This is a genomic window from Enterobacter sp. CP102 (assembly GCF_025152625.1).
GTDB classification, from domain to species: Bacteria; Pseudomonadota; Gammaproteobacteria; order Enterobacterales; family Enterobacteriaceae; genus Enterobacter; species Enterobacter soli.
Map to the genome: position 1 here is coordinate 13955 of NZ_CP104014.1, position 13003 is coordinate 26957.

A 13003-nucleotide genomic window follows, 5' to 3' on the forward strand; every position below is an offset into this window, starting at 1 on the left:
TCGCTCATCAGTAAATTCTTATGCTCATTTCAGGCCAGCAAAAAACCATAAAGGCCTCTACCCCCTACAGGTTGTTACATGAGGATTTAAAAATGCTCAGTCAAATACAACGTTTTGGCGGTGCCATGTTTACCCCGGTGTTGTTGTTTCCGTTTGCCGGGATCGTGGTTGGGATCGCCATCATGCTGCGCAACCCGCTTTTCGTGGGTGAAGCGCTCACTGCTCCGGATAATTTATTCGCGCAAATCGTTCACATCATTGAAGAAGGCGGCTGGGCGGTGTTTCGCAACATGCCGCTGATTTTTGCCGTGGGTTTACCCATTGGCCTGGCAAAACAGGCGCAGGGCCGGGCCTGCCTTGCGGTGCTGATTAGCTTCCTGACCTGGAACTACTTCATTAACGCGATGGGGATGACCTGGGGCCATTTCTTTGGCGTCGATTTCTCCGCTGAACCCACGGCTGGCAGCGGGCTGGCAATGATTGCCGGGATCAAAACGCTGGATACCAGCATTATCGGGGCGATTGTTATTTCGGGCATCGTCACCGCCATCCATAACCGCTATTTCGACAAACCCCTGCCAGTGTTTCTGGGGATTTTCCAGGGTACATCGTTTGTCGTCATCCTCGCGTTTTTCGTGATGATCCCCTGCGCCTGGCTGACACTGTTAGGCTGGCCAAAAGTGCAGATGGGCATTGAATCCTTACAGGCCTTTTTACGCTCTGCCGGGGCGCTTGGCGTATGGGTTTATACCTTCCTGGAACGCATTCTGATCCCAACCGGGCTGCACCACTTTGTCTACGGTCCGTTTATCTTCGGCCCGGCGGCGGTGGAAGGCGGCATTCAGGTGTACTGGGCGCAGCATTTACAGGAATTCAGCCAGAGCACGCTGCCGCTGAAAACTCTATTCCCGGAAGGCGGCTTCGCGCTGCACGGCAACTCGAAAGTGTTTGGCTCCGTCGGGATTGCGCTGGCGCTCTGGTACACCGCGTCACCTGAAAACCGCGTCAAGGTGGCGGGGCTGCTGATCCCGGCAACGCTTACCGCCATGCTGGTGGGCATTACCGAACCGCTTGAATTCACCTTCTTGTTTATTTCGCCGCTGCTGTTTGCCGTCCACGCCGTACTGGCGGCGACGATGGCGACGGTGATGTACGTGTTCGGTGTGGTGGGCAACATGGGGGGCGGACTGCTTGACCAGTTCCTGCCGCAAAACTGGATCCCGATGTTCCACAACCACGCATCCACGATGTTCACCCAGATAGGCATTGGTGTCTGCTTCACCGGTATTTACTTCGTGGTCTTTAAAACGCTGATTGAGCGGCTGAACCTCAAAACCCCGGGCCGCGAAGAGAGCGAAATCAAACTCTACAGCAAGGCCGATTACCAGGCTGCTCGCGGGCAAACCACCGCACCGGCAGCGGCAAGCCAGCAGGTCGGGCAGGCCGCCGGTTTCTTACAGGCGCTCGGCGGCGCCGGCAATATTGAAAGCGTGAATAACTGCGCCACCCGCTTACGTATCACGCTGGTGGATATGGCACAGACCCAAAGCGACGACGTCTTTAAAGCCCTGGGCGCACACGGTGTGGTGCGACGCGGCAACGGCATTCAGGTGATTGTCGGTCTGCACGTTCCCCAGGTGCGCGACCAGCTTGAATCGCTGATGAAAACCCCTTTAACGAACGAACAAACCACCCTGACGGAGGCTGTATCATGAAAAAATTCTCAGTTGTCATTGCAGGCGGCGGCAGTACCTTTACCCCGGGTATCGTCCTGATGTTGTTAGCCAACCGTGACCGTTTTCCGCTGCGCGCCCTGAAGTTCTATGACAACGACGGCGCACGCCAGGAAACCATCGCCGAGGCGTGCAAAATTATCCTCAAAGAGCAGGCTCCGGAAATTGAATTTAGCTACACCACCGATCCAAAAGCGGCCTTTACCGATGTGGATTTCGTGATGGCGCATATCCGTGTGGGTAAATACCCTATGCGCGAAAAAGACGAGAAAATCCCGCTGCGCCACGGCGTGCTGGGCCAGGAAACCTGCGGCCCTGGCGGGATCTCTTACGGGATGCGCTCAATCGGCGGCGTGCTGGAGCTGGTGGACTATATGGAGCAGTACTCGCCGAATGCGTGGATGCTGAACTACTCCAACCCGGCGGCGATTGTGGCGGAAGCGACCCGTCGCCTCCGTCCGAACGCCAAAATCCTCAACATCTGCGATATGCCGATCGGCATTGAAGGGCGGATGGCGCAGATTGTTGGCCTGAAAGACCGTAAAGAGATGCGCGTGCGCTACTACGGCCTGAACCACTTCGGCTGGTGGACATCGATTGAAGATTTGAACGGGAACGATCTGATGCCAAAATTGAGCGAATATGTGGCGAAAAACGGTTATGTTCCGCCTTCTGACTCGGCGCATACCGAAGCAAGCTGGAACGATACCTTTGCCAAAGCGAAAGACGTTCAGGCGCTGGATCCCGACACCATGCCGAACACCTACCTGAAATATTACTTCTTCCCGGATTACGTGGTAGCCCACTCCAACCCGGAACGCACCCGCGCTAACGAAGTGATGGATCACCGCGAGAAGCATGTGTTCAGCTCCTGCCGGGCGATTATCGAAGCCGGTAAATCTTCCGCCGGGGAGCTGGAAATCGACGAACACGCGTCTTACATCGTCGATCTGGCCACCGCGATCGCCTTTAACACCCAGGAGCGCATGTTGCTCATCGTGCCAAACAACGGCGCAATCCATAACTTTGATGCCGATGCGATGGTGGAAATTCCGTGCCTGGTGGGGCATAACGGCCCTGAACCGCTGACCGTGGGCGACATTCCGCACTTCCAGAAAGGGTTAATGAGCCAGCAGGTGGCGGTAGAAAAACTGGTGGTGGATGCCTGGGAGCAACGCTCGTATCAGAAACTCTGGCAGGCGATCACCTTGTCGAAAACCGTGCCGAGCGCGTCGGTCGCCAAAGCGATCCTCGATGACCTGATTGAAGCCAATAAAGAGTACTGGCCAGAGCTGCATTAATCTTCCTGACCGGCATCATCAGGGTGCCGGTCCTTTATCTTGCTTACTGCCGAAGGCGCATAGCCGAACTTATTCTTGAATGCTTTACTGAAGTGAAAAGAGTCAAAAAAATTCAGGATGTCCGCTACCTTGTTCACCGTATTTCCTTCCTGCCGCAGCAGCGATTGCGCCAGCTCCAGCCTTGCATCAAGGTAATATTCCTTCGGTGATTTTCCCGTATAGCGTAAAAAGAGCCGCCGCAGCCAGGCTTCACTGCACTGCATCCGCTGGGCCATTTCGGCCACGCTCCAGCGCTTTTGCACGCTGGCGTGCAGCTCTGCCAGAAGGTTTTCCAGGCGCAACAGTTCGCGGTCTTTTCTGCCGTTTTCTGAAATAAGACAAATCCACTGATAAATTATTTTAGTGAGAAACGCGACGGCAAGATTGTTTTTTATGGGTGAACGTAAAGCCAGTAATTCCGCGACCTCAGTCAGCTCTTTATTAAACTGTTCACCGTTATAAATTATGCCGGTTTGTAATATAGGTATTTCCATAATACTGGTGGGGATAAATTCCATCCAGTATTGTTCCCAGACCAGCCCGTCACAGTAATAAGATGTTATATCCGTCGGTTTTAAGAATATAACGTTATTTCCATTGAGCGTAATTTCGGAATTATCTTTGAGCTGGATCTTCCCACATCCCTGAACGGTGTAAACGGCTACCCAGGAGTTGGCAATAAGCGGTTTTTTCTTATCACGAGGCCAGATAACGCGGTAACTCTCATCTGCCAGCGTATGCCAAAGTGAAATCAGTGAAATTCCGCTTGAGATCACACTTTCATCAAGAACTAACGGAATATTGTACGTTGTTTCGTTTTTTACATGCGAAATTTGAATTTTTCCATTCATTTTAATTTCCCGTCAGCAAATTATGCCCACAACCCGAAGCGGAATTTATCAGAAAATTACCGCGATGGGGAAATCAGTCTTGTCATTTAAGATATCGAATAGCCTGGACCCGGTGCGTTTTATTCCTCTGTATACCCAAATGCCGGGCATAATCATAAATAAGGGCAACAAGATGAATATTCAGCAAATTGTGAGCTTTATTGCTTTTACGCTGCTGGTGGCTGTTATCACCTGGTGGAAGTTACGTAAGGCCGATACCGGTTCGCAGCAGGGGTACTTTCTGGCCGGGCGCTCGCTGAAAGCGCCGGTCATTGCCGCGTCGCTGATGCTGACTAACCTCTCCACCGAGCAACTGGTGGGATTAACCGGCCAGGCTTACCGTAGCGGGATGTCGGTCATGGCGTGGGAAGTGATATCCGCTATCCCTCTGATTTTTCTGGCGCTAATTTTCCTGCCACGCTATCTACAGCGGGGCATTGCCACCATTCCTGATTTCATTGAAGAGCGTTATGACAAAACCACGCGCATCATCGTGGACTGCTGCTTCCTGATTGCCACCGGCATCTGCTTCTTGCCTATCGTGCTCTACTCTGGCGCACTGGCGTTTAATAGCATGTTCCACGTTACTGAAGCCTTTGGTATTTCTCAACATGCCGCCATCTGGGCGATGGCTGTGGTACTGGGTATTTCAGGCATTCTTTACGCCGTCGTCGGCGGGATGCGCGCTATTGCGATTGCGGATGTCATCAACGGTGTCGGTCTGGTCATTGGCGGGCTGATGGTGCCGCTGTTTGGCCTGATGGCGATGGGCGACGGCAGCGTGATGCGCGGCATTGATAAACTCACCCATGATCAGAGCGAAATGCTCAACTCCATTGGCGGCAGCCACGACCCGGTGCCCATTGGTGCTGCGCTGACCGGGCTGATTCTGGTCAATACCTTCTACTGGTGTACTAACCAGGGTATCGTCCAGCGTACGCTGGCCTCGAAAAGCCTGGCTGAAGGGCAGAAAGGAGCGCTGCTGACAGCAGTGTTAAAGATGCTCGATCCGCTGATACTGGTGCTGCCTGGCGTGATTGCCTTTCATCTGTTCCAGGATCTGCCGAAAGCCGATATGGCCTACCCGGCGCTGGTGAACAAAGTGATGCCATTACCGCTAGTTGGCTTCTTTAGCGCAGTGCTGTTCGGCGCCATTATTAGTGCGTTCTGCGGGTTCCTGAACAGCGCCAGTACGCTCTTTAGTCTGGGCATTTACCGGCGCATCATCAATGAAAACGCTTCGTCTGAACAACTGGTGCGGGTGGGGCGCCGCTTTGGCCTGATCGTCGCCATCGTCTCTGTGCTGGTCGCGCCGTGGATTGCCTATGCACCGCAGGGGCTGTACTCATGGATGAAGCAGCTCAACGGTATCTACAACGTGCCGCTGGTGACTATCGTCATCATGGGCTTCTTTTTCCCACGCATCCCTGCGGTGGCGGCCAAAATGGCGCTGTTCTTCGGCATTGTCAGCTATATCGTCATCAACTACCTGGTGAAGTTCGACTTCCACTTCCTGTATGTGCTGGCCTGCACCTTCTGTATCAACGTGGTTCTGATGCTGGTGATTGGCTACTTCTTCCCGAGAGCCACACCGTTCAAATTCCAGGATGCGTTCGCCGTCGACATGAAGCCGTGGAAAAACGCCAAAATCGCCTCTGTTGGCGTCCTGTTCGCGATGATTGGCGTCTATTCCGGCCTGGCGCAGTTTGGCGGTTATGCCAGCCGCTGGCTCACCATTTTCAGCTATCTGGTGGTGACGGTGGTGGTGGTTTATCTGATTGTCGATGCCAGATGCTCGCGCCGTAACCCTCCGCTTATCTATGCTTCCGACGTTAAGGACAAACCATGAAACGCCCAAATTTCCTGTTCATCATGACCGATACCCAGGCCACCAACATGGTGGGCTGTTACAGCGGTAAGCCGCTGAATACGCATAATATTGATAAGCTTGCGGATGAAGGTATCCGCTTTAACGCGGCTTATACCTGCTCTCCGGTATGCACCCCCGCACGCGCCGGACTGTTTACAGGGATCTACGCTAATCAGTCCGGGCCGTGGACCAACAACGTCGCACCGGGCAAAAACATCTCCACGATGGGTCGCTACTTTAAAGATGCGGGTTACCAGACCTGCTATATCGGCAAATGGCACCTCGATGGTCATGACTATTTCGGCACCGGTGTCTGCCCGCCGGAGTGGAATGAAGAATTCTGGTTCGACGGGGCAAACTATCTGGCGGAACTGACCGAGGAGCAGATCAACCTGTGGCGCAACGGGCTGAACAGCGTCGAAGAGTTACAGGCTAACAATATCGATGAAACCTTTACCTGGGCGCATCGTATCAGCAATCGCGCGGTCGATTTTTTACAGCGCCCGCAGACGGATGACGAACCTTTTCTGTTGGTGGTTTCCTATGACGAACCCCATCATCCGTTTACCTGTCCGGTGGAGTATCTCGAGAAATATCAGGACTTTTACTACGATTTAGGCGAAAAGGCGCAGGATTCGCTGGCGGATAAACCGGTGCACCATCGTCTGTGGTCGCAGGCCATGCCGACGCCAGTAGAGGAGGGCAGCCGTTATTACCATCATCCGCTCTACTTCGCCTGTAATGACTTTGTGGATGACCAGATTGGCCGGGTCGTGAACGCGCTGACGCCAGAACAGCGAGAGAACACCTGGGTGATTTATACCTCCGATCACGGTGAAATGATGGGGGCGCACAGGTTAATCAGCAAAGGCGCGGCGATGTACGACGACATCACCCGTATTCCGCTGATCATGCGCCCGCCGCAGGGTGCGCCGAAGCAGGTTGATACGCCGGTCAGCCATATTGATCTGCTGCCGACCATGATGGCGCTGGCAGGCATACATAAGCCTGACATTCTGCCGGGCGACAATATTCTGGCGGCGGATGCGCAGCGTGGCGTGATGGTGGAATTTAACCGTTACGAGATAGAACATGACAGCTTTGGCGGCTTTATTCCGGTACGCTGCTGGGTTACGGATGCGTACAAACTGGTGCTGAACCTGTTCACCACCGATGAACTCTACGACCGTCATAACGACCCGGACGAAATGCATAACCTGATCGACTCGCCGCGCTTTGCCGGGGCGCGTAATCAGATGCACGACGCGCTGCTGGATTATATGGATAAAATCCGCGATCCGTTCCGTACCTATCAGTGGGCGTGTCGCCCGTGGCGTGCGGATGCCGCACCGCGCTGGATGGGCGCTTTCCGCCCCCGCCCGGAGGACGGCTATTCGCCAGTGGTGCGTGATTACGACACCGGGTTGCCAACGCAGGGGGTGAAGGTGGAAGAGAAAAAACAGAAGTTTTAAGGAGAACCCATGAAAATTTCCCGCGTCGGTGAAGCGCCGGATTACCGCTTCTCGCTGGCGAATGAACGTACGTTTCTGGCGTGGATCCGCACCGCGCTGGGTTTTTTGGCTGCGGGCGTTGGTCTTGACCAGCTCGCACCCGATTTCGCCACGCCGCTGATCCGTGAAGTGCTGGCGCTGCTGCTGTGCCTGTTTGCGGGTGTGCTGGCTATCTATGGCTACCTGCGCTGGTTGCGAAATGAAAAAGCGATGCGCCTGAAAGAGGATTTACCCTATACCCGCGGGCTGCTGATTATCAGCGTCATCCTGCTGGTGGTGGCCGTGGTGGTGATGGGGCTGGTGTTCTATGCCGGATAGCCGTAAAGCCCGCCGCGAGGCCGATCCCGGCCTGCAACCGGAGCGGACATCGCTTGCCTGGCTGCGCACGCTGTTGGGCTATGGCGCGCTTATCGCCCTGGCCATCAAACATAACTGGCACCGTTCGGGCCTGCCGTTCTGGATCTCGCTCGGCGTGCTGGCGCTGGTGGCGATTATCCTGTGGCGTTACACCCGCAGCCGTAACCTGATGGACGTCGAACGTGGGGATTTTGTTCAACCGAAAGCCGTGCGTGACAAATTTATGATCGCTCTCGCAGTTCTCTCGCTCGCATTACTGTTTTCTGTAACACACTTAAGTCAAATTATGCTGTTTCTTGAGGATGTGTGATGACAGGATGTCATGTGATGGCCAAGCCGGCCAGCTCCCGCTGTAACCTGAACTGCCGCTACTGTTTTTATCTCGAAAAACCCGCACAACCGCAAATGGACGATGCCACGCTGGAGACCTTTATCCGCCAGCAGATCGCCGCCCAGCCGGGTGACGATGTCCAGTTTGCGTGGCAGGGTGGCGAACCGACACTGTGCGGAATTGATTTCTTTCGCCGCGCTGTGGCGTTGCAGCAACGCTACGGACAGGGCAAGCGGATCCATAATGCCTTTCAGACGAACGGCGTGTTGCTCAATGATGAATGGTGCCGCTTCTTCCGCGAACACGGCTGGCTGGTGGGGATCTCTCTCGATGGCACCGCCTGTCTGCACGACGCGTATCGCGTTAATCGTCGCGGTAATCCCACGCATCAGAAGGTCATCGCGGCCATTGCACGGCTGCGCGCGCACCAGGTGTCGTTCAATCTTCTGACGGTGGTCAACCAGCAAAACAGCCAGCAGCCGGAGCAGGTTTATCGCTATCTTCGCGCGCTTGGCACGCCATTTTTACAGTTTATTCCGCTCGTTGAGCACGATAATCCGGCCTCGGTGACTGACCAGCAGTGGGGCGCATTCCTGAACGCGGTTTTCGATATCTGGGTGCGAGAAGATGTGGGGCGCGTGTTTGTGCAGCTTTTTGATTCCACGCTGGGTGTCTGGAGCGGCTATCCCGCGCAGATTTGCTCCCTGGCCGAGCGCTGCGGGCACGCGTTTGCGCTGGAGGCCAACGGCGATCTTTATCAGTGCGACCACTACGTTTACCCGGACTACCTGCTGGGGAATATTCATCAAACGCCACTGGGCGCACTTAACCATAGCGCTGCAGCACGGGCGTTTGGCGAACATAAACAGATCACCTTGTCAGAGGATTGCAGGCAATGTCCGGTGCGCCGCCTGTGCAACGGCGACTGCCCCAAACATCGCCTGAATGGTAAAAGCGTGCTCTGCGCGGGTTATCGTGACTTTTTCAACAATAGCGCACCCCATATGCGGGTAATGCGCGATCTTATCAGGCATCACCGTTCGCCGATTGAGCTAATGGCGATGGTAAACGCCAGCGCCTGATTGCCCGGCGGCGCTGTGCTCACCGGGCCTGCATCATTAATGACCTTTCGCCAGATACTTCGCCATTTCGTCTTCCGGCACCATGCCGCCGCCGGTCGCCCACACCAGGTGGGTGGCGTCGGCCTGGACGCGCACCGGCCCGGCCATACCCGCCAGCGCCGAGGGCTCCAGGCGAATACCTTCTTCCTGCGCCAGCCAGCCGAGCATGTCATACATGCTCTGATCGCTTAAGGTATAGAAGCCATCGAGCAAGCGCTCCATCGCCCGGCCCACGAAACCAGACGCACGACCGACCGCCAGACCATCGGCTGCCGTCACGTTGTCGATCCCCAGATCCTGCACCGCAATCTCGTCGTGCAGGCCGGTGTAAACCCCCAGCAGCATACAAGGGGAGTGCGTTGGCTCGGCAAAGAAGCAGTGAACGTTGTCGCCGAAGGCCAGCTTCAGACCAAACGCCACACCTCCAGGGCCACCGCCCACGCCACATGGCAGGTAGACGTACAGCGGATGCTGCGCATCCACCACACGGCCCTGTGCAGCAAACTGTGCTTTCAGACGTTCGCCTGCCACCGCGTAGCCCAGAAACAGCGTGCGGGAGTTTTCATCGTCGATGAAGAAGCAGTTTGGATCGCTCTCCGCCGCTTTACGCCCTTGCTCCACCGCCACGCCGTAATCCTGTTCGTATTCGACGACAATCACGCCGTGGCTGCGCAGTTTGGCTTTTTTCCATTCGCGGGCGTCGGCAGACATATGCACTGTGACCTTAAAACCAATCCGCGCACTCATGATCCCGATGGACATCCCCAGGTTGCCGGTCGACCCTACCGCAATGCTGTACTGGCTGAAAAAGTCCTTAAAGCGCGGCTCCAGCAGGATGCTGTAATCATCGTCTACGCTGAGCAGGCCCGCAGCCAGCGCCAGTTTTTCCGCGTGAGTCAGCACCTCATAGATACCGCCGCGCGCTTTAATGGAGCCGGAAATCGGCAGGTGGCTGTCTTTTTTCAGCAGCAGCGTGCCGGGGATCGTCGTACTGAACTCTTTCTCCAGCCGCTTGTGCATTGCCGGAATGGCCACCAGTTCAGATTCAATAATCCCGTGGGTGGCGGCCGTTTCCGGGAACGCTTTCGCCAGATATGGCGCGAAGCGGTTCAGCCGCGCATGGGCGTCGTCCACGTCGGTTTTGGTCAGCCCGACATACGGCAACCCTTCTTCAAGCGAGGTGGTACGCGGGTTAAACCAGGTGGTTTCTTTCAGGGCAATCAGATCCTCAACCAGAGGGAATTGTGCGGTTAGCGTGGTGATAGTTGCGTTTTCCATAATAAATCTCTTCGCGCTCAGATAATGAAAGAAAGCAGGAATGTGCCGCCAAGTGCAAGCACCGAGGCGATAAAGGTCGCCGTCGTATAGTATTTGAACGTCTCATTCAGGGTCGCGCCGCAGTATTGCTTCACAAGCCAGAAGAGGGAATCGGTCACGATCGTGCAGCCAATGGCACCAGAACCGATGGCAATGGTAATGATTTCCGGGCTGACGTTCGGATACAGCGGCAGCATCGGGGCCACGATGGCGGTTGCGCCCATCATCGCGACGGTGGCTGAGCCTACCGCTGCGTGCAGAACTAATGCCACCAGCCAGGCGAGCAGGATCGGATGCATATGCAGGTTCGACAGGATCTGCGCCAGCGTATCGGCCAGCCCGCTGGTTTTGAGGATAGCGTTAAACGCCCCGCCCGCACCGATGATCAGCAGAATGTTGGCGATAGAGCCAAAGCCATGTTCAGTATGGGTGAGCATAGTGCCCATCCCCATATGCTGGCGCAGCCCCAGCAGGTAGTAGGCGACAAATACGGCGATAAACATCGCGGTGATCGGGTTGCCGATAAATTCCAGTACCGTATACAGCGTGCCCGTTTTCGCCATGTTCAGCTCGGCGATGGTTTTCACCAGCATCAGGCCGATAGGCAACAGCACCGTGAACAGCGTTGCGCCAAGCGACGGCAGCGTATGTTCTTCCCGAACTTTCAGGTCAGAGAACTCTGCCGGAACCGGTTTGAACGGTAGGCGATTACCGAGCAGTTTCAGGAACAGCGGGCCGCCCACCAGCGAGGCCGTCAGGCCAACCAGTAAGCCGTAGACGATGACTGTCCCCACATCGGCGCCCAGTTTGTTGGTGACGAACAGCGCCGCCGGGTGCGGAGGCACCACGCAGTGCACGGCCATCAGCGCAGTACAGAGCGGGATAGCCAGCTTCAGTAGCGAGGTCTGGGTTTTTTTGGCAATCGAGAAGGCCAGCGGGATCAGCAATACCACGCCCACTTCCACAAACAGCGTGATGCCGCAAATCATCCCCACCAGCACCATAATCACATCGGCAGATAACCAGCGGCAGCGCTGAAGCGTGATGCCGATACGCTCCGCCGCGCCGGACACTTCCATCATCTTGCCGAGGATTGTCCCCAGGCCAATCACCGCCGCCAGGAAGCCCAGCGTGCCACCAATCCCGCTCTCAATGGCATTCACCATATCCAGCGGGCCCATCCCCATCATGGCGCCGACGAAAAAGCTCGCCAACAGCAGCGCCAGGAACGGGTGAAACTTCAGTTTTACGATGGTTAATACAATCAACACGATGCTGATGAGCAGCGTCGCCACAACCCAGACCTGAGATCCCATATCTCACCTCACCCTTAAGTAATCTGCGGGTATTGGACGAAAAAACGGCATGGGCTGACAAACGATATAAATTGCCGTTCAGGTGAGCCAGATTGAATCAAATGAGTGACTGAACTCTAAAAAGCACACTTATTTCGTATTTGGTTCACATAAATTCACCTCTGAAAGGTATTCTGGGCAGGTAAAAAGAGAGTGAGAATGGCGATGAATGATGCAAATGAGGCCAGAAACCGCCTGTTAAATGGCTGGCAGTTGTCAAAAATGTACACCTTTGAAGTGGCGGCGCGGCATGAATCCTTTGCGCTGGCGGCGGAAGAACTGTCGTTAAGCCCCAGCGCGGTCAGCCATCGCATCAACCTGCTGGAAGAGGAGCTGGGTATTCAGCTGTTTGTGCGCTCGCACCGCAAAGTGGAGCTGACCCAGGAGGGGAAGCGCGTGTACTGGACGTTAAAATCGTCGCTGGACACCCTGAACCAGGAGATCCTGGATATTAAAAACCAGGCGCTGTCCGGCACGCTGACGGTTTACTCTCGTCCGTCGATTGCCCAGTGCTGGCTGGTGCCGATGCTGGGGGACTTCACCCGTCGGTATCCGTCGATTTCGCTGACCATTTTGACCGGCAATGATTATGTGAATATGCAGCGAACGGGTGTCGATCTGGCGCTCTATTTCGACGATACGCCGCCAAATCATCTGTCGCACCATTTTTTGATGGATGAGGCTATCCTGCCGGTGTGTTCCCCGGAATATGCACAACAACATGCGCTGCGTCAGAACCCGGATAACCTGCGCCACTGTACCTTGCTGCACGACCGCCAGGCGTGGAGTAATGACTCCGGCACCGACGAATGGTTTAGCTGGGCGCAGCATTTTGCAGTCAATATGCCGCCATCATCGGGAATTGGCTTCGATCGCTCGGATTTAGCCATTATTGCCGCCATGAATCATGTGGGGGTGGCGATGGGGCGTAAACGGCTGGTGCAAAAACGTCTTGAGCGCGGGGAGCTGATAGCGCCCTTTGGCGAGAAAACGCTGAAATGCCATCAGCACTATTACGTTTCCACCCCATCCGGACGGCAGTGGCCAAAAATCGATGCCTTTATCAGCTGGCTGAAGGCGATGGTGCAGTGAAGAATTATTACGCTTTGGCTCTACACGAAATGTGAAAAAGCGTGCTAAATACAAGTTATTGCTTTTGATTTCTCGCAAGGTACATC

Annotated in this window: 11 protein-coding genes; 8 read left to right on the forward strand and 3 right to left on the reverse strand. The window is 55.2% G+C overall.

Translation table 11 applies throughout. The features are described 5' to 3' along the window. The first annotated feature begins 92 nt into the window (after positions 1-92). Positions 93-1715, forward strand: coding sequence for an alpha-glucoside-specific PTS transporter subunit IIBC (locus N1249_RS00065; protein WP_259833580.1), 1623 nt, complete (start codon positions 93-95; stop codon positions 1713-1715). After that, on the forward strand, positions 1712-3034 hold the full coding sequence (locus N1249_RS00070) for a 6-phospho-alpha-glucosidase (RefSeq protein ID WP_259833582.1): 1323 nt from the start codon (positions 1712-1714) through the stop codon (positions 3032-3034). Before N1249_RS00065 ends, N1249_RS00070 begins: the two co-directional genes overlap by 4 nt. Here the strand turns inward: N1249_RS00070 and N1249_RS00075 are convergent. After that, on the reverse strand, positions 3031-3924 hold the full coding sequence (locus N1249_RS00075; RefSeq protein WP_259833583.1) for a helix-turn-helix transcriptional regulator: 894 nt from the start codon (positions 3922-3924) through the stop codon (positions 3031-3033). The two genes, N1249_RS00070 and N1249_RS00075, sit on opposite strands and share 4 nt — an antisense overlap. Positions 3925-4096: 172 nt before the next feature. On the opposite strand from N1249_RS00075, the gene N1249_RS00080 reads away from it, so the two are divergent. From N1249_RS00080 to N1249_RS00100, 5 genes are read left to right on the forward strand one after another with little or no spacing between them, the layout of a single operon-like run. After that, positions 4097-5812, forward strand: coding sequence for a solute:sodium symporter family transporter (locus tag N1249_RS00080; RefSeq protein WP_259833585.1), 1716 nt, complete (start codon positions 4097-4099; stop codon positions 5810-5812). Next, on the forward strand, positions 5809-7305 hold the full coding sequence (locus N1249_RS00085; protein ID WP_259833587.1) for a sulfatase-like hydrolase/transferase: 1497 nt from the start codon (positions 5809-5811) through the stop codon (positions 7303-7305). Before N1249_RS00080 ends, N1249_RS00085 begins: the two co-directional genes overlap by 4 nt. Positions 7306-7314: 9 nt before the next feature. After that, positions 7315-7662, forward strand: a complete 348-nt coding sequence (locus N1249_RS00090; RefSeq protein ID WP_259833589.1) for a YidH family protein — start codon at positions 7315-7317, stop codon at positions 7660-7662. Beyond that, positions 7652-8011, forward strand: coding sequence for a DUF202 domain-containing protein (locus N1249_RS00095; RefSeq protein ID WP_259833592.1), 360 nt, complete (start codon positions 7652-7654; stop codon positions 8009-8011). Before N1249_RS00090 ends, N1249_RS00095 begins: the two co-directional genes overlap by 11 nt. Next, positions 8011-9114: an anaerobic sulfatase maturase gene (locus tag N1249_RS00100; RefSeq protein ID WP_259833594.1), complete on the forward strand. Its 1104-nt coding sequence runs from the start codon at positions 8011-8013 to the stop codon at positions 9112-9114. Before N1249_RS00095 ends, N1249_RS00100 begins: the two co-directional genes overlap by 1 nt. Positions 9115-9150: 36 nt before the next feature. On the opposite strand, the gene dsdA is transcribed toward N1249_RS00100, so the two are convergent. Both dsdA and dsdX read right to left on the reverse strand, forming a co-directional pair. Next, positions 9151-10431 (reverse strand): D-serine ammonia-lyase, encoded by a 1281-nt coding sequence (dsdA, locus tag N1249_RS00105; RefSeq protein ID WP_259833595.1) that lies wholly within the window; start codon positions 10429-10431, stop codon positions 9151-9153. A gap of 17 nt (positions 10432-10448) precedes the next feature. After that, a complete protein-coding gene (gene dsdX / locus N1249_RS00110) occupies positions 10449-11786 on the reverse strand; it encodes a D-serine transporter DsdX (RefSeq protein ID WP_259833597.1) in 1338 nt (445 codons plus the stop codon). A 204-nt stretch (positions 11787-11990) separates the two neighbouring features. Between dsdX and dsdC the strand changes: the two genes are divergently transcribed. Further along, a complete protein-coding gene (dsdC, locus tag N1249_RS00115; RefSeq protein ID WP_259838263.1) occupies positions 11991-12917 on the forward strand; it encodes a DNA-binding transcriptional regulator DsdC in 927 nt (308 codons plus the stop codon). Positions 12918-13003: the final 86 nt, after the last annotated feature.

Excerpts from the sequence above, each read along its gene's own strand:
- N1249_RS00100 (WP_259833594.1), top strand. The coding sequence starts at position 8,011 with ATGACAGGATGTCATGTGATGGCCAAGCCGGCCAGCTCCCGCTGTAAC.
- N1249_RS00095 (WP_259833592.1), top strand. The coding sequence starts at position 7,652 with ATGCCGGATAGCCGTAAAGCCCGCCGCGAGGCCGATCCCGGCCTGCAA.
- dsdA (WP_259833595.1), bottom strand. The coding sequence starts at position 10,431 with ATGGAAAACGCAACTATCACCACGCTAACCGCACAATTCCCTCTGGTT.
- N1249_RS00075 (WP_259833583.1), bottom strand. The coding sequence starts at position 3,924 with ATGAATGGAAAAATTCAAATTTCGCATGTAAAAAACGAAACAACGTAC.
- N1249_RS00070 (WP_259833582.1), top strand. The coding sequence starts at position 1,712 with ATGAAAAAATTCTCAGTTGTCATTGCAGGCGGCGGCAGTACCTTTACC.
- N1249_RS00065 (WP_259833580.1), top strand. The coding sequence starts at position 93 with ATGCTCAGTCAAATACAACGTTTTGGCGGTGCCATGTTTACCCCGGTG.
- N1249_RS00080 (WP_259833585.1), top strand. The coding sequence starts at position 4,097 with ATGAATATTCAGCAAATTGTGAGCTTTATTGCTTTTACGCTGCTGGTG.
- N1249_RS00090 (WP_259833589.1), top strand. The coding sequence starts at position 7,315 with ATGAAAATTTCCCGCGTCGGTGAAGCGCCGGATTACCGCTTCTCGCTG.
- dsdC (WP_259838263.1), top strand. The coding sequence starts at position 11,991 with ATGAATGATGCAAATGAGGCCAGAAACCGCCTGTTAAATGGCTGGCAG.
- dsdX (WP_259833597.1), bottom strand. The coding sequence starts at position 11,786 with ATGGGATCTCAGGTCTGGGTTGTGGCGACGCTGCTCATCAGCATCGTG.
- N1249_RS00085 (WP_259833587.1), top strand. The coding sequence starts at position 5,809 with ATGAAACGCCCAAATTTCCTGTTCATCATGACCGATACCCAGGCCACC.